17 protein-coding genes are annotated in these 20,970 nt (G+C 27.5%); 1 reads left to right on the forward strand and 16 read right to left on the reverse strand.

Annotation, left to right across the window (positions count from 1 at the left end):
* Window positions 1-56 precede the first annotated feature (56 nt).
* Window positions 57-794, forward strand: a complete 738-nt coding sequence (locus tag GQS57_RS11435) for a tyrosine-protein phosphatase (RefSeq protein ID WP_165732984.1) — start codon at window positions 57-59, stop codon at window positions 792-794.
* Window positions 795-927: 133 nt separating this feature from the next.
* Here the strand turns inward: GQS57_RS11435 and GQS57_RS11440 are convergent, their stop codons facing one another.
* The 16 genes from GQS57_RS11440 to GQS57_RS11515 form a co-directional block, all read right to left on the reverse strand.
* Window positions 928-3,315, reverse strand: coding sequence for a polysaccharide biosynthesis tyrosine autokinase (locus GQS57_RS11440; RefSeq protein WP_165732985.1), 2,388 nt, complete (start codon window positions 3,313-3,315; stop codon window positions 928-930).
* A gap of 4 nt (window positions 3,316-3,319) precedes the next feature.
* Complete coding sequence (locus GQS57_RS11445; RefSeq protein ID WP_165732986.1) at window positions 3,320-4,084, reverse strand: polysaccharide biosynthesis/export family protein; 765 nt, start codon at window positions 4,082-4,084, stop codon at window positions 3,320-3,322.
* A 20-nt stretch (window positions 4,085-4,104) separates the two neighbouring features.
* Window positions 4,105-6,018, reverse strand: coding sequence for a nucleoside-diphosphate sugar epimerase/dehydratase (locus GQS57_RS11450; protein WP_165732987.1), 1,914 nt, complete (start codon window positions 6,016-6,018; stop codon window positions 4,105-4,107).
* Window positions 6,019-6,049: 31 nt separating this feature from the next.
* Window positions 6,050-7,156 carry an aminotransferase class I/II-fold pyridoxal phosphate-dependent enzyme gene (locus GQS57_RS11455; protein WP_165732988.1) on the reverse strand — a complete coding sequence of 369 codons (1,107 nt, stop codon included), beginning with the start codon at window positions 7,154-7,156 and terminating at the stop codon, window positions 6,050-6,052.
* Window positions 7,146-8,120 carry a glycosyltransferase family 4 protein gene (locus tag GQS57_RS11460; RefSeq protein ID WP_165732989.1) on the reverse strand — a complete coding sequence of 325 codons (975 nt, stop codon included), beginning with the start codon at window positions 8,118-8,120 and terminating at the stop codon, window positions 7,146-7,148. Before GQS57_RS11460 ends, GQS57_RS11455 begins: the two co-directional genes overlap by 11 nt.
* A 5-nt stretch (window positions 8,121-8,125) precedes the next feature.
* The gene (locus GQS57_RS11465) at window positions 8,126-9,004 is read right to left on the reverse strand and encodes an NAD(P)-dependent oxidoreductase (RefSeq protein ID WP_165732990.1); all 879 of its coding nucleotides are present in this window, start codon (window positions 9,002-9,004) and stop codon (window positions 8,126-8,128) included.
* Between the two features lie 8 nt (window positions 9,005-9,012).
* A complete protein-coding gene (locus tag GQS57_RS11470) occupies window positions 9,013-9,765 on the reverse strand; it encodes a glycosyltransferase family 2 protein (protein ID WP_165732991.1) in 753 nt (250 codons plus the stop codon).
* Between the two features lie 6 nt (window positions 9,766-9,771).
* A complete protein-coding gene (locus tag GQS57_RS11475; RefSeq protein WP_165732992.1) occupies window positions 9,772-10,830 on the reverse strand; it encodes a glycosyltransferase in 1,059 nt (352 codons plus the stop codon).
* Between the two features lie 71 nt (window positions 10,831-10,901).
* A complete protein-coding gene (locus tag GQS57_RS18865; RefSeq protein WP_205860258.1) occupies window positions 10,902-11,480 on the reverse strand; it encodes a serine O-acetyltransferase in 579 nt (192 codons plus the stop codon).
* Window positions 11,473-12,582: a glycosyltransferase gene (locus GQS57_RS11485; protein WP_165732993.1), complete on the reverse strand. Its 1,110-nt coding sequence runs from the start codon at window positions 12,580-12,582 to the stop codon at window positions 11,473-11,475. The genes GQS57_RS18865 and GQS57_RS11485 overlap by 8 nt, the downstream gene beginning before the upstream one ends.
* Before the next feature lie 225 nt (window positions 12,583-12,807).
* Window positions 12,808-13,602 carry an O-antigen ligase gene (locus GQS57_RS11490; protein ID WP_165732994.1) on the reverse strand — a complete coding sequence of 265 codons (795 nt, stop codon included), beginning with the start codon at window positions 13,600-13,602 and terminating at the stop codon, window positions 12,808-12,810.
* Between the two features lie 530 nt (window positions 13,603-14,132).
* Window positions 14,133-15,299: a glycosyltransferase gene (locus GQS57_RS11495; protein ID WP_165732995.1), complete on the reverse strand. Its 1,167-nt coding sequence runs from the start codon at window positions 15,297-15,299 to the stop codon at window positions 14,133-14,135.
* An 852-nt stretch (window positions 15,300-16,151) separates the two neighbouring features.
* Complete coding sequence (locus GQS57_RS11500; RefSeq protein ID WP_165732996.1) at window positions 16,152-17,270, reverse strand: glycosyltransferase family 4 protein; 1,119 nt, start codon at window positions 17,268-17,270, stop codon at window positions 16,152-16,154.
* A gap of 50 nt (window positions 17,271-17,320) precedes the next feature.
* On the reverse strand, window positions 17,321-18,451 hold the full coding sequence (locus tag GQS57_RS11505) for a polysaccharide pyruvyl transferase family protein (protein ID WP_165732997.1): 1,131 nt from the start codon (window positions 18,449-18,451) through the stop codon (window positions 17,321-17,323).
* Window positions 18,452-18,456: 5 nt separating this feature from the next.
* Window positions 18,457-19,518 carry a nitroreductase family protein gene (locus GQS57_RS11510; RefSeq protein ID WP_165732998.1) on the reverse strand — a complete coding sequence of 354 codons (1,062 nt, stop codon included), beginning with the start codon at window positions 19,516-19,518 and terminating at the stop codon, window positions 18,457-18,459.
* The gene (locus GQS57_RS11515; protein WP_205860259.1) at window positions 19,515-20,939 is read right to left on the reverse strand and encodes a lipopolysaccharide biosynthesis protein; all 1,425 of its coding nucleotides are present in this window, start codon (window positions 20,937-20,939) and stop codon (window positions 19,515-19,517) included. Before GQS57_RS11515 ends, GQS57_RS11510 begins: the two co-directional genes overlap by 4 nt.
* Window positions 20,940-20,970 lie beyond the last annotated feature (31 nt).

Raw genomic sequence — 20,970 nt, forward strand, 5'->3', positions numbered from 1 at the left:
AGTATAACATTTATGAAACACGTTAAATTATTGTAAATTTGTTCTAAAATAATGATATGATCTTTTTTAAAAAGAAAGAAATTCCTTTAATCAATTTTTTTCCAGATGGTTTTGTAGATATTCATTCACATTTACTACCAGGAATAGATGATGGAGCAAAAAATATAGAAACCTCTATAGCATTAATCACTAAGATGCGTTCTTATGGTATTAAAAATATCATCACGACACCTCACGTGTTGGGAGATCTTTATCAAAACTCTTCGGATACCATAAAAGACAAACTTAGGGAAGTACAAGCAGCACTACAAAGAAAAAATATTACAGATATTTCTATAAATGCAGCTGCAGAATACATGATGGATGAGCAGTTTTCTGAATTATTAGAAAAAAATGACATCCTTACAATAAAAGACAATTATGTTTTGGTAGAAATGTCTTATTTCAGTGCGCCAATTAATCTTTATGAAATTCTCTTTGAAATACAAGTTAAAGGTTATAAGCCCGTTTTAGCACATCCAGAGCGCTATAGTTTTCTTCATAATGACTTTAACCATTATTATAAATTAAAGAAAGCAGGCTGTTTGTTTCAGTTAAATTTATTATCCCTTACCGAGCAATATGGAAAAGGAGTGCAAAAAGTTTCTGAAAAAATCTTAAAAGAAAATTTATATGATTTTGTTGGTACAGACACACATCATAACAATCATTTAGAACTTCTAAAAAAAATAGGCACTAAAAAGAATTTAGAAAAAATTAAGCATCTCTTAGATAATAATAAAAAATTCATATAATAAAAAAGCATCCAAATGGATGCTTTTTTATGTGAATCTGTATTTAGCTTCTTACGAGCGCATTAAGTCTTGGTGACTTAGATACTGAAACAAGTTCAGTATGACAAGTTTAAAGCTTTCCTAGATAGCTTTATTAACTTAATATTCTTTTATACCATGGTTTTTTAACGGTTTCTACATAAGCGTTTCCATATCCGTAACCGTAACCATAACCATAACCTCTTGTCATGTCTGTATCATTTAAAACAATTGCCATGTTTGGTAATTTCTTTTCATTGTATAAAGTCTGCGCAACATTTAACATACGTTTGTCTAAATAATTAGCTCTAGAAACATATAGAAACATATCTGCATATTTAGAAACCAATAAGGTATCCGTTACTAAGTTTACTGGAGCAGTATCTACAATAATATAATCATAGTCCTTTTTAACCTCTTCAAATAATTCTTTCACCTTAGAATGCAATAACAATTCAGCAGGGTTTGGCGGAATAACACCAGATGCAATAATATCTAATCCTTTAATTTCTGGAATAGAAAATTTAATATCATCTAAAGAAATTTTTTCGTTTGTAATAAAATTGGTAATTCCTTTTCGTTCTGGTATCCCCAAATATTCAGTAACCTTAGGAGCTCTAAGGTCCATACCTATTAATAATACTTTTTTATTAGAAAGTGAAAGTGCCGCTGCAAGGTTAATAGAAATAAACGATTTTCCTTCACCACTGGTCGTAGAAGTGATAAAAATTGTTTTGCCTTCATTACCTTGTTTATTAGGCAACATAAAATCTAAATTAGTTCGTATCAACCTAAAGGCCTCTGCGGTACTTGTTCTAGCATCATTGCCAATCACAATTTTCTCATTGGTATCAGAATGCGGTACATCTCCTAAAAAAGGCACTGTAGTTAACTCCTCAATATCTTTTCGAGTATGAATCTTAGTATCTAAAATATTTTTCAAATAGATAATTACAAAAGGTATTAAAACACCTAATAATAATGCCGCTAAAAAAATAATTTTTCTTTTTGGTGAAACCGGAATCCCATTACTATAGGCAACATCAATAATTTTTGCATTTGGTACCGTAACCGCCAGAGAAATGGCAGTTTCTTCTTTTTTCTTTAATAAATAAGAATATAAACCAGATATAATTTCTTGTTCTCTTTCAATGTCGATATAGCCTCTTTCTAAAACAGGAATTGCAGATACTTTCGAGTTTATTTTATTCGCTTCGGTATTAATTTGAGCATACTGTGTTTGTAGCGAAGCAATTAAATTTGAAATACTATTCCTTAAATTCAATTTCAACGAATTAATTTCTTTCTGGTATTGTATTATTTGAGGATTTTTATCCCCCGCATTTACACTTAAACGATTTTTATAAACAACTAATTCATTGTATGCTTTGATAGATTCTGAAATAGATCCTTCCGAAAAGCCTAAATTTTGTGGTAAAGTCTCGTCAGTATTAGACTGATTTTTTATATTTTTTAAAACACCTTCTGCAATATTTAATTGTGTTTTTATATTAATTAACTTTTCATTATTTAAAGAAGCTGTTTCCAAAGCTAATTGTCCTTCCATAGAAAGACCTGTAATCTTATTATCTGTTTTAAAGTCCTTTACCCGGTCTTGAATTGCATTCAAATCTTTCCCGATAGCAGACAATCGATCATCAATAAAGGCTTTCGTTTTTTGAGAAACTTCACTTTTATCTTTTATAGCATCTCTATTGTATTGCGTAACTAATTCATTTAAAAAATCTTCTGCTTTTTCTTTTAAAGGATGTGTTAATGACAAGGTTAAAACACTTGAATTTTTATTTACTGTATTAATATTTACAGCAGATTTATATCCATCAATTACTTTACTTCTTTTTAAGATTCTAACATAAATTTTATTTTTATTTTTAAATTCAAAATTTTCAGTTTTTAGAACTTTGAAAGAACTAACACCAGCAGTAATGGTTTCATTAAAAGAATGCTCTGAAACTAAATTATCCTCAACATTACTCAATTCTAATTTATTTTCTGAAATGATATTAATAGTGAAAGAGGTGTCTCTCTCTACATTTATTAAATATTCTTTATTAGGCTCAAAAGCTATTCTAATAGGGTTTTGACTATAAACTTCTGTTCTTTTTACTCTACCTTCTTGAAAATAAAGTGTTGTTAAGTCTAGGGAGTCAACTACTGCTCCAATAATTTTACGCGACTTTAAAATTTCTATCTCATTATCTGTATTATTAGAAGACCCGCTTCCAACAATTCCCATGTCTTTAAAAGCTTCTAATTCTTTTGAAATACCAGACTTTTGATTGTCTTTTATCAGTATAGAGGTAGATGCAGTATATTGAGCTGTACTGTACCTTAAAAAGATTAAAGCGACAAATAATGCAACCACCCCACCTAAAACAAACCATTTCCAGTGAAACAAATATTTATCTAGCTCCTCTCTAATATTTAAAGTATCAGGTTTTTCATTACCACTTAAAACAGTATTTTCTTGATGTTCTTGCATTTTTTTATCTTGTTAAAAGAGAAACAATAGTAATAATAAGTCCTGTGACTGATATAAATAAACTAGTATTGGAATTAGAAGAAGCAGATTGAATTCTTGCATAATTATGCTCTACATAGACTACATCATTTTGTTGCAAATAAAAAACGGGAGAGGTTAAAGTTTTATTAGATAATAAATTCACAATATATTTTACTTTCTTACCATCTTCCTCTCTTATTACCAATACATTATCTCTTTTTCCTGAAATATTTAAATCTCCAGCCAAACCTATAGCGTCTAAAATACTCACTCTTTCATTAGGTATCGTAAAAGTACCAGGATTTTTCACATCTCCATACACCGTAACTTTAAAATTTGCTATACTTATGTTAATCGTTGGATTCGCAACGTAGTCGGGAGATAATTTTTGTTTAAATAGCTCTAAAGCCTCCTCTCTTGAAACCCCTCCTAACTTTAACTTCCCCAAAATAGGAAAATCTATCTCACCTCGGCTATCAATTAAATAGGTCTGTTGCTTAGGTGTTCCTGTTGCTGAACCTGTAGTACCAAAAGTTACTGCCGGTAGATTAAAAGGTAAGGTCGCTTCAATGTTATCCGATGAAATGGTGATTTGTAACAAATCGTCTGGCTTAAAAATTGTTTCAAACTTATTACTCACATTAGCTTGTTCTATTTCATCAAATTGAAAATATGCAATATCTTTGTTTGAAACACAGGAGGACATTACAAATACGGATAAAAAGAGAATCGTTGTAATTCTATTCATTTTTTTTTTTTGCGAAAATACTATTTAATATTGACTTCTTTAAGTTTCACATCCAATATCTCAAATTCCGAATTATTAGAAACATATTCAGGAACTAACGTTTTCATTAATGCCACCAATTCACTATTGTTTAGTTTGTCAAAATTAAGAGATAAATCATCAATTTTAATTTTAACGATAGAATTATCAATTTTTTGAGTCTTAGCAATCATTATTTTATCATGATAGGTCTTTGTAGTATTCTCACCATCTGCTAATAACTCTTCATATAATTTTTCTCCTGGTCTTAAACCTGTAATTTTTATATCAATATCTTCTGGATATCGTAAACCCGATAGATAAATCATTCTTTTTGCTATTTCAAAAATCTTAACCGATTTCCCCATATCAAAAATATAAATTTCTCCTCCTTTACCCATCGTACCTGCTTCTAGAACCAAACTACATGCTTCTGGAATGGTCATAAAATACCTAGTAATTTTCTTATGAGTTACCGTTAAAGGTCCGCCATTTTCTATTTGCCTTTTAAATAATGGAATTACAGATCCATTAGAGCCTAACACATTACCAAATCTTGTAATGGTAAATTTTGTTTTTTTAGATTTCTTACTGACACAACTAATATATAGTTCTGCAATTCTTTTAGATGCGCCCATTACATTTGTTGGGTTTACAGCTTTGTCTGTAGAAACCATTACAAATCTTTCAATTTTATATTCAACAGACAAATCTGCTAAATTTTTAGTCCCTAAAACATTTACTTTAATTGCTTCATAAGGCGATTTTTCCATTAAAGGCACATGTTTATATGCTGCCGCATGAAACACTCTTTGCGGTTTGTATTTTTTAAAGATACGTTCTACTTTAAATCGATCTCTTACATCAGATACTATTGCTACAAAGTTTGTAATTCCTTTTTGAATTAATTCTTGTTGTAAATCATACAAAGGAGATTCTGCCTGGTCTATTAAAATAATCATTTTACAATTATATAAACTTAATTGCCTAGATATTTCACTTCCTATGGATCCTGCAGCACCAGAAACTAAAATCACTTTATCATTTACTTCTCTTTGTACAATAGGATTGTCTATAATAATTGGAGCTCTATCTAATAAATCTTCAATCTTAATTTGTCTAATCTGGTTTGCATTTAAATCTCCATCTATCCATTTAGATAATGGTGGTACTATTTTAACGGCAATATCCAAATCAATAAATTTATCTGTGATCGCCAATAATCTATTGGGTTTAATATTTTGGATAGAAATAATTACTTCATCTACAGCATGTTTTTCTATAAACTGTTTTGTAATATGTTTAGGGTTGTGAATCTTAACTCTATCTATTTTCTTTCCAATTTTATTTTTATTATCATCTATAAACCCAATAACATCATAATTGTTTTTTTTATCCCTGTTTAAGGCACTAAAAGCAATAATACCAGAATCTCCTGCTCCATAAATCAAAACATTATGAATTGTATCTAATTCTGTGGATAAGACTTCAAAAAAAGCTTTAAAAATAAATCTACTTAAAATAAGGACTAAAGTCGTTACTAAATAATGGATAATAATAATGGATTTTGGAATGTAAAAAGAATCGATTACTTTAAAAAAAACATTAAAAGTTACGGCCAAAAGTAATAACAAACAGACTAATGAACTCGCAATAAACACATTAAAAGCATCTCTAACTCCCGTATGTCTAATAATTCCTTTATAGGAACCTACTGTTAAAAAACTTATCAGCGCAAAAACTAAAACATAAGGTATTTGATTTAATAAATTAGAAAAGTTAAAATTAAAGCTTACATTAAATCGTATAAAATAGGCAATAAAAAAAGAGGTAAAAACTAAGGATAAGTCTATCAATAAAACTAGCCATTTAGATGCATATTTATTTAAGGTTCGAAGAAAAAAGGTTCTTATCATTTTTTAGTTTTCTAGTTTTTTTTTTACAAATCTACAAAAATTTCTTAATGGATTCTGAAATTTTGATTAAATCATTTTTTTTGAGGGTAGATCCAGATGGAAGACAAATTCCTTTTTGAAATAAATTTTCTGCAATTTCACCACCATAGAATGGATACTCTTTAAAAACAGGCTGTAAATGCATCGGCTTCCATAAAAAGCGAATTTCAATATTGTTTTTCTTAAGTACATCCAACAGCTTATGCTTTGTAATAGTAACCTCTTCAACTTCTAAAAGAATACAACTCAGCCAATGATTTGACACAATAGATGCTGAGGGCTCTTTTATGAAAAATACTCCTGAAAAGTTCTTAAAAGATTCTTTATAAAAATCATTAATTTCATGTCTCTTTTTAAGATATGCATCCAACTTTTTAAGTTGGGTAATTCCGATAAGGGCACCTAAAGAGTTCATTCTGTAGTTATACCCTATTACTTTGTGTTCATAATGCCTTTCATTTTCCTTAGCTTGTGTAGCGTGAAAAAAGGCTTTTTCTTTTTCTATTTCTGTATTGCAGATTAATGCTCCGCCTCCTAAAGTAGAAACAATCTTATTATTGTTAAAAGAGAGAATTCCAAAATCTCCAAAAGCACCACATTTCTTCCCTTTGTAATCTGCTCCTAAAGCTTCTGCTGCATCTTCAATTAATGGAATATTGTATTTACGAGAAATTCCAACTATTTCATCAATTTTTGCTGGCATACCATACAAATGGACAAAAATAATTGCCTTTGGTTTTTTCCCTTTTAAGATTCTATCTTTTATAGCGCATTCTAATTGAATAGGACACATGTTCCAAGTATCTTGCTCACTATCGATAAAAATAGGGGTTGCATTTTGGTAGATAATTGGGTTTATTGTAGCAACATAAGTTAATGATTGACATAAAACCTCATCTCCTTTTTCTACACCACTTAAAATTAATGCCAAATGAATGGCAGAAGTTCCCGAATTTACTGCTAAAACACTTTTCTGATCCTCATAGAACGACTCTAATGATTGTTCAAACTTTGCAACAACATCAATATCTATTGATGAAAAAGAAGCTTTTAAATCAATATCTATAAGAGACTCAGATAAAGGAATTTTATGTTGCATTGTTAATTTTTGCTTTTTTAGCTAGCAATCTAAAAAGGAAAATATAAAGTAAGATAAAAAGTATAATCACACCAAAAAACACTATTAATTGAGTTGTCATATCTAATTTATAGGTTTTAAGGATGATAAAATTAACAACTAACTGGAGTACTCCATACCCCAGAGAAACTTTTAAATGTGATATTTTAGATACATCAACCAATTTTTGATACACATGGTGCCTATGAGGGTCTAAAATACTTTCCTTTGTATATATAATTCTATACAGCATTGTAAGTGCGGTATCTACACCATAAACTAAAATTAACAATAATAATATTGGAGAATGCAATTCTAAAACAAATAAAAACCCGATAAAAAAGAGCAACATTCCTATAGCAATACTTCCTATATCTCCTGCAAAAAAAAGCGCTTTTTTTCTGAAATTATAAAACCCAAAAACAAGAAGAGACAAGCCCGAATACACAATTAAATCTGTATGAACAATCGCTTCATTTAAATTTATAAAATACATACCAGATAATACAGCCAAACTATACATACCTGTAATGCCATTAATACCGTCCATAAAGTTGAACATATTAATTACCGCAACCCCCAACACTAAACAAAGAACTGAATAATACAATGGAAAAACAGGAAACGCTGCTTGAAATAAGATTAAGGATATCGCAATTATTTGAAAAGGAAACCGAACTCTTGAACTTAAAGTGTAGATATCATCTAAAAAACTAACAAAAGAAATTAAAAACAACCCTAAAACAAAAAAGGGATATTGAAAATCATTCAAAAAGAAGAATAATAAAATTGCAATCGGAAAAATAATTCCCCCTCCTCTTATTGTTACTTTCGTATGCGAACTTCTTTCATTGGGTTTGTCTACAATATTAAATTTATTAGCCAACTTTAAATACACAAAAGATGCTGCAATTAATATACATAAAACGATTAAATTCTTCTCCATCTTTATTAAATTCTAAAATTATTTTTAACCAAATTTGGCTTCCATGATAATAAATCCTTTGCTTTTTCACTTGAAAAAGTTAAGTCTTGAGTCATTTTATTGATTCTATTGCTATTAATAATGGACAATCTCAAAATATCACCAAAAAATCCGATAATTTTAGCAACTAACAAAGGAATAGAAAAAGGTCTTCTTACTACTAATTGTTTAGATATTAGTACTTCTAAATCATAAAAGGAAGGGTTATCTCCATCTGTTAAATTATATATTCCATTACTTGTAAAATGATTTGGTAACCAATCAACAATATCGTCAACTAACACAACACTTCTTCTTGCTTTGCCCGAATTTATAGAAAAATATTTTTTATTTTTTATAGCTAAAATCATGTCTCCTAAGTTTCCTGGAGGGTTTTTAGAGGCTAAAAGTGGTAGTCTTAATATCAATAAATTTACATTCTTTTTTTTACTCCAATCAATTAACATTTCTTCTGCAAGAATCTTACTCTTTGCATAAGGAGTATTACCACTTAAAGGGCTAGACTCATCAATACCTATTCCTTTTTCTAAACCATAAACAGCAACGGAACTAATAAAAACAAAAGACTTAACGCCTTTTAAGGAATTAATTAGTCTTTTTGTTCCTTCAAGGTTTACATCATAAAATTCTTTTTCTTCCTCTATTGTTTTTGGTACAGAATGAGCTTTACCTGCAGCATGGATAACAATATCAGTTACTAATTCTTCTAATACATCGTCCTTAGTTAAATCTACACATATATCTGCATTTTTACGACTTAAAGTAACTAAGTCATATTTATTTTTATAAGCTTTTACAAAACTTCTTCCCAAAAAACCATTTGAACCTGTAATTAGTAGCCTCATAACTTTATTTACTTTTTATTCACAAATTGTACTAATTTGGGTAAAATTCTTAAAATAGGGTATAAAAAAGAACTAACAGAAACATCATTTTTCTTAAAAGCTCTAATACATTCTGCATTTTGTTTAAGAATATTGTTTAAACTTTTATTCGTTTCACCTCCCAATCTCATTTTCACCAAAGGTTCCTTTAAATAAGTAGTAGAAATATTAAATTTTTCTAAAAAGCGAAGCATTATTTCAAAATCTGCAGCTAATTTATAAGTTAAATCAAAATTCCCATATTTATTATACACTTCTTTTTTAATATAAAATGTTGGATGTGCAGGGTGCCAACCATTTCTAAATTTTTTCTGGCTTCCTGTAACCCAATGTCTAACAATTTTATCTGTATTTTGTTGTGAAACATAATACAGGTCGGCATAAACTGAATCTAAATTGGGTTGTTTGCTAAAGACATTACCTACTTTCTCCAAGGCATTGTTATCACAAAAAAGATCATCGGAATTAATTAGGCCTATAACATCACCTGTAGACATAGCAATTCCTTTATTCATCGCGTCATACAAGCCGTTATCTGGTTCAGAAATCCATTTAGTAATATGTTTACTGTACTTCTTAATTAAATCTAAAGTTCCATCTGTAGAACCTCCATCAACAACAATATATTCTATATTATTAAACGTTTGGTTTGCTACTGATTGAAATGTTGTTTCTATAGTCGCTTCACTATTGTAAGAAACTGTTATAATTGAAATTTTCATTGTTATTTAATTATTTAAAGCATGTTCATAAACAGAAACTACTTCTTTCCATGATACTGGAAACTTTTTTAATGCTTTATCGTAGTTGATTAATTTATTATTTTTTAAATCATTCCTTAAGTTACCTATAGCAGACAAAAAAGATTTTTCTTCATAAGGCTTAAAATAATAAGCTAAATCTTCACATAACCAAGTAGCGTAGTCAAACTTTACTGTTACAATAGGTAAGTTTATGGTTAAAGCCTCAACCAAAGGTAGGCCATAACTTTCCATTGAAGACAAAAACAACAATGCATCAACTTTTCTATAATAATTATTCATCTCTTCTGCATTTAATCTTCCTAAATTTTTTAAAAACTTAACACCTTTTAGTGGAGCAAATTCTTCTTTTGTTAATGTTAACAAAATTTCAAAACTAGAAACATCTATATTATTCTCTTTAATATAATTATTTATTTTCAATAAAAAATTGTGCTTCTTATGTAGGTAAAAAGCAGCAGGATAAAATAGGACTATTTTATCATTATTCTTAATTTTTACAATTTTATCTTGAGACAACCAATTAGGAACTGGTTGAGGTGATATAATAATTTTATCTTTAATACTAGGATATGAAGCAATCATATCTTTTGCCATCGCTCCGGTTTGTACAATTATTTTTTTTGCATATTTATGATTAATTTTAAACAAAAACCTATTTACTCTAAAAGTAATACTAGTGCTAGAAAAGGAATTAATTTTAGGATATATTAAATTTGGCTGATGTACTAAAACTATTTGATTTTTTATACCCCTTAATGGAATATCTCCTAAAACTATAGTAGGAATGTTAGCAAAAAACAATCTTGAAAAGAAACATTCAAAAAGCCTAGATAAAGCATTTGGCAATTTTCTATGAAATCTTTTTATAGTTCCCTTTTTAGGTTCATAATCTGCTAAAATACCACTGTTAGGTAAATGTATTATTGTTTTATTAGAATTTATACTTTTTTCAAAAGCATCTAAAAAAGAAATCACAACCTGTGATGCCCCTAAACCATTTATATTGGTTGCATGTATTTGCATAAATATATTTAAATTAAATTTTTAATCACCTTCAACTAACTACTTGGTATATAAAACTCATCTATAATTTACTATAGTTTTTCACAAGTTTTATTATCTCCCTTCTTAATTATATATGCTGGATTCCCAATGACAACACAATTATCAGGTACTGATTTATTTATAACACTACCTGCACCAATTATAACATTATTACCTATAACAATATCTCCAAATATAATTGCCCCTGTATGTATTGTTACATTATTTTTAATTATTGGTCTCCCTCCTTTAGAATTACCTATAGTGCATCCATGAGTTATTCTGAAATTATCACCAATTCCATTATGATTAATAATAGTTGAAAAAGCATGTACAAATAATGCAGAATGACCTATCTTAGAATGTGAATTTATCATTAAAGAATCAAAAGAAGGTGCTAAAAAGCTTATTAAGTTAGACCATAAACCAATTCTAAAATAAAAAACAGCTCTAAAAGATTTGTCAAATGTCAATAAATATAATAAACCACTAAGACCATTAACGTCTATATCATGATGTTCTTTACATCTTTTAATGTCTAATGAAATTTCATTTTTTTTCATAAAATAAAACAAAGCATGTGGTACAAACCTAATTATATTTAATCTAGAATATACTCTTTTAAACATCTTTAATTCTTTTTTTTAAAATTTTTATTTGACTTAATGGATTATATTTTTCATCTACAATCTTAAAACAATATTCTCTATTTTTTTCTCTATCAGTTTTAGTTAAAATCCAATTTTTAATCGTTTTAGATAAAGAATAAATATTATTATGTTTAAAAAAATCACCTGTTTCTCCTTTAATGACAGCTTCAAATTCAGGCATTTGAAAAGTAAAATCGTCATGAGTAATTACCGGTGTTCCAAACATCAAAGAGTGTATTGCGGTTAAACCGACATTACCTGGAGACACACATAAATCTGCGTTATATATTAAATCGGATAGTATTTTCTCATCATAACAAGCACCATACATCCAAATATTATCTGATAAGGACTCATCCTTTATAATTTTATATATATTTTCTTTTTCAATCCCATCTCCTATGATAGTTAAATTTATTTCGAAATTTTCCTCCCTTAACTTAACCATTGCTTTAAGTAATAGGTCTAAACGTTTAACTGAGGTTAAACGCCCTACAAAGACTAAATTCTTATGAGTATTATTAAAATATTTCGTATATGTATCTGTTGTCTTATTTTCATTTCTTAACAAAAGTTGTTCTTTATAATTCAGTGAGTTATAAATCACTTCTAATTTATTTTCACAAATTTTATTATTAACCATAATAGATTTAGCATAATTTCCGTACAAAAAAATAATACTAGCTCTATTAAAAAAAAAATTTTTAATTGTATTTTTCAACCACCCCTCACTTCCATAAAACCCGTGACTCCATAAATAAACTTTTTTACCATAAAATGGAGCTAAAAGTAAGAGCAACCATGTCGTTAAGTTATACAATTCTCCTGATAATAAAAAGGATGAATAATTTTCTTTTAATAGTTTTAATACTCCTTTTTGATAATACAAAGGTTTTTTAATGAAATATTTATTCTGAACTTCTTCTTTAAAATTAGTCAATAGAGAATAATCCATTTTTTTAATATTTCCAGCTACATTATCACCAAAAACAAAATCACAAGTTAATTCTTTATCTATTTCTTTAAAAATACTGGTTCTATAATGAGGTGCATAGTTAAGCACAATACATACTTTATCCATAAACATTTTTTTTATTATTATTCTTAATATTTTATATATAAATATCTTTAACGATAGTATCACAAAAATATACAATTCAGAATCTGGTACAAGTGTATTCTTACAAAGTTTTAGTATTTTTTTTTCTGGTATGATCTATTATAGGCAAAAAGTATGGATACTAAATCTAGTCATATTTCTTTTTTCAATTTTATTCTAATTATCTAATACCTGTTATTTTTAAAACTATTTTTTTTTATTTAATAATATTCCATAAATACCACCTAAACTTAACCACAAAATTCTATTCATCTCTAAAGACAAACTACTTAAAGATTGTAAAAAACAGTAAAATAAACAGTAAATAAACAATGAATAAAAAGGGTGATTTTTTTTCTTATCAAATAACATTTTAAATGATTCAAATAATCCTTTTATTAAAAAAAAGATAAAAGGTATCCCTAGAATAGCTCCCCAACGTGTTATAACTTCCATAAAAATATTATGAGGATAAGGCTTGTATTCAGACTTTCCTAAAATAATAAAATCGTCTAAATTATCATAAAAACTATCATACATTTTTTCACGCTCAAGAACAGATTCATCTCCACTGCCAGTTTGTACTACTGCAAACATAGATTCAAATCGTTTACTAGTAGCATTAACTTTTTGCTCCAAAACAGGAAAATAATCTGAAACAAAAAAATAAAAACTAACCACCACTATTAAAATTAAAATTGATTTTGAGAACAAAGAAAAAACAGAAAGAACAGATTTTATTTCACTAAAATATTTAAGAGTAACAATAAATGCCGTAAAAATTAAAGCTCCTCGAGAACCTGATGACACAACAATAATAAGGCATGCTAAAATAGCTAAAAACAAGATGTACTTAACCACCTTTTTTACATATTTTTGATTGATAATAAAGAATAAAATAAAAAATAAATTTGCATTAACATAAGCAAGGCCAACAGCATTAATACCATCATCAACCTCACCACCTCCTATTCTGCCACCTCCTCCAGTATCTAAGCTCATTAAGGTTTGATTTTGAATAAAAAAAAAGGCTCCAATAAATGATAGAAAACATAAAAAAAGTATAACATTATTATTTATTTGGGTGAAAAATAATGGATACTGAGTTATTAGATATCCAGATAATAATAAAAGCAAACATATAACATCAAAAATTATTGTTATTTTATCTAATGTATATTGATTATTTAAATAAGCAAACAACCAAAAAAGCAGCAATACTAAGGTGCTTTTTATCGAGAATTTTATAAATTTTTTATTAAATTTCAAAGAGAATGATGAGAAGACTACTCCTAAAAAACCAAGGAATAAACATCCCAATTTAAAATTATTTCCTAATATAAAATATCCATTAACGGACCAAACCATAAAAAAAACACTAAAAACAAAAATATTTGTCCGTAGATTGTTTATTTTATCGCTACCCTGTCTTTTACTTAGTCTCATTCAGTAATATAATTTAAATAAATATATTTAGCTAGTTTAACAAAAAAACTTTTATCCTTGTAAATAATTTTTATTTTTTTCAATGATTAAACGATTAATTGACTAAAAACTTTAGGATGATGGTTTGCTACGAGTTTTTTAGTATTTTCTGAATATATACTAGTATCGTTAAGTACTTCACACATTTTAGAGGCAATACTTTTGGAGGTAACTTCACTTAATAAGTAACCTAAATTATTAATTAACACCATTTCTTTTAATAAACCCTGTCCAGTAGTAATCACTTTTTTATCAGAAGCCATTGCATGTCCTAAAATACCGCTAGATGCCTCGGGGTTTTTGTAGGGCATTAAAACAATATTACAATTATCAAATAAACTTTTCATCATGCTGTTAGGTACAAATTGGTTATCCCATATAATTGTTGCCAAGGTATTTTGTTTACTTAACATAATTTGTCTTTTTATTTTCTCTTCAACATCATTCCCATTTGCTTTACCTACTAACAAAACAACTATTTTAGATTGAACTTCTCTAGGTATTTCTTCTGTAGCTTTAATGATATCAAAAGTACCTTTTCTATCTGCCAAACCTCCAATATGTAAAAAAATCTTTTGGTCTCTAGAAATATTATAATGTTCATAAATGTTAAAATTAGTTATAGGAACTAATTGAGGTATAGGGTCTGGCAATTTTTTAAAAATATCTGTATTAAAATTTTCATTTAAAAAATCTGCTGATTTTTTATCATTTAAAACATGTATTCTTGTAATATTTTTATTTAATGTGTATAAATAAGTTGTGTAATACTTTCTATAATATTTAACTTTTTCTTTAAAACTATTTACTTGCATTCTATGAAATTGTAAAAACAAGATACCACTTACAGTGTAATTTGGCCTCTTAAGTATTAGAGCTAATTGCAAGGTGTTAAAATATAATATAACAGCATGTTTAACATTATATAACAATGCATATTTATTAAAAACTTTATATTGGTTAAAACTTTTTTTTATTAAATTCCCTTTAGAACACAACTCTAATTCTGCTGGTGTTACATAGACCCAAGTTATATTTAAACTGTTAACTGCTTTAGCAACAATATCTAAAAATTCTTCTTTAAAAGCAGGGTTTATTACAAAGATATAATTAACGTCTGAAGGGGAAGGGTTTGTTGCTATATAATCGACTAAATGCCCTATATACTCTGAATGATGACCTGTTATTACTGGGTCGAAGATTAATTTATTCATTTCTTAAAATATTTTGAGTTTACTCTAAATATAATTACTTTTACCATCTCTTTAATAGTATTTATTTTTAAATAATTATACAGAATTATACTTTTACTATAAAACACTAACTTTTCAATAAAGTTTTCTATTTTACCTAGACCCCAATCCTCACATAGTCATTATAAATTAGATTAATTAATAAAGTATTATTTTATTAGAATATCTTTCATGTATAGTATATTCATTTTTAAATGAACAAATACAACTTGCTTTATAATTAACATTTTTATTTGTTCAAAAAAAATCAAATTCAATTTGAATTTGATTACTTAATTTTTCTATAAAAACACACCTTTTTATAGTTTAAAAAACACTTCATATTTTAATTTATATGGTTAAGGCTATAAAAATTAAAAATGAATAGATAATTTTCATTTAGTACTTCTTTTAAATAACTTAAACTATTAGAATATAAAGTTTTTTTTCTTGATATTTATAACCATAAACTAAAACTTTATCGTTATATTATTTACACTAAAAAAATACTTAAAACTTGTGGCGAGTTAAAAATATCATTAGCATTCATAAAATCCCCTACTTACCAAGAGCTTTATGGGCATCTTTATATATAACATAATAATACCTTTGTCTTTTTACACTTACATAATAAGTAGATTTATGTTTATTTTTTCAATTACTTCCTGTTTACCATAATTTGGATCACCATCAATAATGACAAACCCAAAATCATTAACTTTTTATTCCGTAATACTCTTATCTTGCTAATAATACTTTGTGTTTCATTAAGACAATTGTAATTACAGAGACTAATGGCTGTCATGTATTATAAATTACAGTCATAAAAGAATATTAATTTAAAATTTTAGAATAAAAACTATAAGTTTTATTCAGGTTTTTATCTAAATCAAAATTAACTTCTGAAAATTCCTTACCCGATTTTCCTAAACGAATTCTTAAATCAGGATTATTACCTAATAAATGTATCTTTTCTATTAACTCTTCTTCTGAATTGTACAAAAAACCAGTCGAATTATTTATAATTAATTCATTAACCCCACCTATGTTTGTTCCTAAAACAGATATACTATGTGCAGAAGCTTCGATGATACCTCTAGCAAAATGAGGTTCTACAAAGGGACAAATAAAAACATCCGAACTAAATAAAACATCATCAACATCTTCTCTAAAAGGAAGTATATGAATATTTTTATTTTTTGAAAAATTTAATTCATATTCATTTTTTGCACCAACAAAAACAAAATGAAAATTTTCATTTTCATCAATTTTATTTTCAATAGTACTAATTAATTCCTTCCACCCATTGCTTTTAGAAAACCTAGCCAAATAGAGAAACAATACATCTCCCTTTTTTAGTTTTAATTCTTCTCTTAAAATATTTTTATTCTTAATATCTTTAGATAAATCAACAAAGTTATAAATCACTTCTTTTTTAACTTGGTTCGATTTTTTAATCTTTAAAGAATTTAAGTCATTTTCACATATTGCAATAAAACCATCTACAAAACGATTGCAAAAATAACGTAATGGTGTTCCCCAAATACCTTTTCTAAGAGGTTCTCTCACATGACAAACAACTTTTACCTTATTCCATTTTGCTGCAATTGCAAAAGCAAATAAACAAGTTGAATTTAAATGTATTAAATCAAAATCCATTTTTTTTATAAATCGATTTGCTTTAAAAATGGTGGGTATTAAAAAAATTAAATTTCTTATAAAAAGTTTTAAACTTTTTTCAACAACAGTAGAACCATGAAATGGTTTAGCTCCCTTTAACTTAAGAATTTTTACAGGTAATTTGTTAAAAAATTCATCTACTGGCCCTCGTTCAATGTTAACCAAATAAGGTGTATATTTATTCTTATCCAATCCTTTTATAATATAACTTAGGCTCTTAGGAGCACCTGCTAGACACCCTGCATGATGTACATAAAGTATTTTATTTTTCATAAAAATCTAATATAGTACTAATAATAATTAATTAAAGTAAATATTTCATGTTAATGAGACCAAATTTTACTCCACATAGATTGAATTTCACTAGCTAAAATTTCTTTTTTAGCACTTAACTCTTCATTTAACTTCTTATGGTCATTAAATGTTTCATTAATCTTAACCTTAGTTGTTAACCAATCGTCAGTAACATTTATTATCTTATCTTGTTGGTTGTAATCTTTAAATAGCATTTTGTATTTATGATTCCAACTTGTAGCTAAACAAGGAACACCTTGGCTTAAAGCACTTGCAACTCCGTGAAATCTTGATGATACGGTTATAAATGAAGCTCCAATAACTCCCTTTACTTCTTTCGCATTTAAACCTGTAACTACTTCAACTGAATTATTAAATAAAGAATTTAATTTATTACATATTTTTAAATCTCCAGCACCTTCATGATTTAAAATAAAAACTTCTTTCCCTAATTCTTTAAATTCGATAATGATTTTCTTAAGGAACTCTAAATATTCACTATCTCCAGCACTAGTATGTGTTACCATTTTTTTATTTGGTACAATACACACCTTTCCTTTTAAATGATTGTATTTCTCCGGAAGAATTCCATTAACTAATAAAGTAAAATCTGGATGTTTCCAAACTTTCTCCTTATTAGCTCCTGCCTTAATTACGTAATCATAAGAAATTTGCTCTCTGGCAATAATAATATCACAATGTTGATTGATAATCTCTACTGATTTCTTACCAGCTTCAGTATCAAAAGGTCCTAAAGCTTGTGGTAAAAGTACTACTTTAGAATTGTACTTTTTTAAAGTTAAAAGATAATTATCTAATATAGATAACCTTTCTTTTGAATAATTCCATTGATCAGAAAATTGAAAACCAGACGCATCTAGGACAATATCAATATTTTTTAATGGGTATTTAGATGTAAAAAAAGTGTAAGGAATTTTTAACCGAGAAAGCAAAGCTATTGGCAACCTTGAATTTTTAAGCCAAAATCTTTTTTTTATACTAAGCTCTGTTTTTATATCTAATTCTTTTTCATTTGAATGATTGGAGTTATAAATTACCTTAGCAGCAGGGAACTTCTCTTCAATTTGCTCAATAATTGCAACCAACATTAACTCTGCTCCTTTATTTAATGTATTGGTACCGTCTATTTGTATAATCATAACTTTTATTTATTGTATGTTCTAATGTCACTAATATCTCTTTTACCAGAATAAGCGACTTTTAAATCGAGGTCAGGATGCCCCACAGCGATACACATTATTACTCTTTCATGTTTTTCTAATTTTAATGTGCTCTCCATTTTCTTCTCTAACACCTCTATATCTGGCCAATTAATTGCGCAACTACTTAAACCAAGGGTTTCCAAAGCATACATAAAAGTCATACTAGCCAAAGAGCCGTCTATATATATTATATGCCTATCTCGCTCATCAAAATATGCATCTAAACTACCAACAACAGCAATCATCATTGGAATCCCCTCTACGTATCCCTTTACCCCCATAGGTAAATTAGCTACCTGTTTAAGTAAAATTGGGTCATCAAAAATTTTAAATTTAAACGGTTGTCTATTACAAGCACTTGGTGATTGTTTAGCTGCAAGTATTGCTTTATCAACTAAATCGTGAGAAACCTTCTTATCAAGAAACCACCTTACAGAACGTCTATATACCGTTAAATCATAAAATTGATCATATGATATTTTAGATTCCAATTTTAATTCTCTCTTGTAAGGTGCATTTTTAATGGAATCAATATTTCTTTCTTTTGTAATATATCTTTTTGTATGATCTTGAAACCTCGCTTTTTCAACATCAATTACGGCATGGCTTCCAGTAACACTAAAATACTCATTTAGTACATCATAAAACCATCGGTATTGTAGATTCCCTTCCATTTTTTCAACACTCCACAAAGCTACAAAAGCATCCATTGTTTCAGTAATAAAATCTACTGCGAAAATCAATCTTCGCTCTTTCATTATTAACCCTTTTTCAACTCTATGTACATTTCTTATTAATGTATAAATATTATTTTTATGAAACTTTAAATCTTTTAAATGTTTCATTTTCCCTTTTAATACGGCATGTTGCTCCCTTTTAAATTGACTAGAAAACAACAAATAGTATAAACTACTAAAAAAAGGAGAAAAGACAAAAATTTTAGGTAAAATTTGAGTTCTAAAAAGAACTTGAAATTGGAATATTTTTATTAATATTTTTTTCATTTTAATTTAGATAATAAGAGGTTTAAATTTTTCTTTTCTAATATAAATACCGCAAGTAAATATGTCGTAACAAATAATATCATTAAAAAAAAGACATTATCGTAAATAAAATTCTTAACTAATAAAAAAATTGTTGTAGCTAAAATAATCGATACAATTGCACCTTTAATCGAAAAAAACAATTCTTTTATAGATAGATTAATTTCATTTTTTAAAACAGAAACACCAACTATGACAAGAGCTATTTTGTTTAATAAAATAGCAAAGGCTGCTCCAATTAATCCATAATTAGAAATACCAAAATACAATCCAGGTATTAATACAAATAAAGTTAAACTAATAATTATTTTCATTTCTAAACCAGGTTTACCAAGTCCCCTAATTAATGAAGTAAAAGAATTAACTAATAAATGAGTCATCATAGCAATACACATTATTTTTAATGGAATAACAGCATCTAACCATCTTTCTCCAAAAAAATTAATTATTTCTGTCGCAAACAAGAAAATAAAGCTCATTAAAGGATAAATCGCGATAGAATTAAGATTTACTATTTTTAAAAAATAATTTTTTAGTTTAACCCTATCATCTTGGTTTTTACCAAAAACAGGATACATTACTTTATTTAAAATACCGCTTATAGCTTGTCTTATCTGTTCTGTTAACGAAAATGAAAGTGTATAAGAACCTAGCAAAGACGCACCTAACATCTTCCCAATCATCAAGTTATCAATATTATAAGTTAACGTGCTAAATATTAATGTCCCTGAAGAGTAAGCACCAAAACCAAATATATTTTTAAAATGCTCTTTACTCCATTCTAAAACAGGTTTCCATTTTGTTATATAGAAAAGAAAAGGAACAGAAATAACTACAGCTAAAACATTATTTAAAACTAATGCCCATACACCAAAATTAAAAAAATAAGCACTAATTAAAGAAACAACTCCAGCAATAATAGAAGATGTGTTTAATATTTTTGCCAAACTTTTAAAATCCATACTTCTCGTTAATATTACCGTATGTATTAAATTAAACGGTTTTAAAAGAATACCTAAACTTAAAACAGGTATTAATATTTTAAGTTTAGGTTCGTCATAAAAACTAGCAGCTAACGGGGTTATCACTAAGCTTAAAATACAATAAATTACTACACCCCAAATTAATCCAGACCAAAAGGCCGTAGGATACATTTCTTCTGCATCTTTGTCATTTTTTTTTTGAATTAAAACTGCAGACATACCTAATTCAGACGCAGCACCTGCAACAGCTATAAACACTGTACACATACCTACTAACCCAAATTGGCTTGGTAAAAGCAGTTTGGCTAACATAAACCTAACGGCAAAACGAAATATTATATCTATAATAAATTGAATACTCGTCCAAAGTACTCCTGTAAAAATTGACTTAGAACTCAAAGGAAGTATCTATTTTAGTAATAATTTTAAT

The sequence above is a fragment of the Polaribacter sp. 20A6 genome (assembly GCF_011378915.1).
Lineage (GTDB): Bacteria > Bacteroidota > Bacteroidia > Flavobacteriales > Flavobacteriaceae > Polaribacter > Polaribacter sejongensis.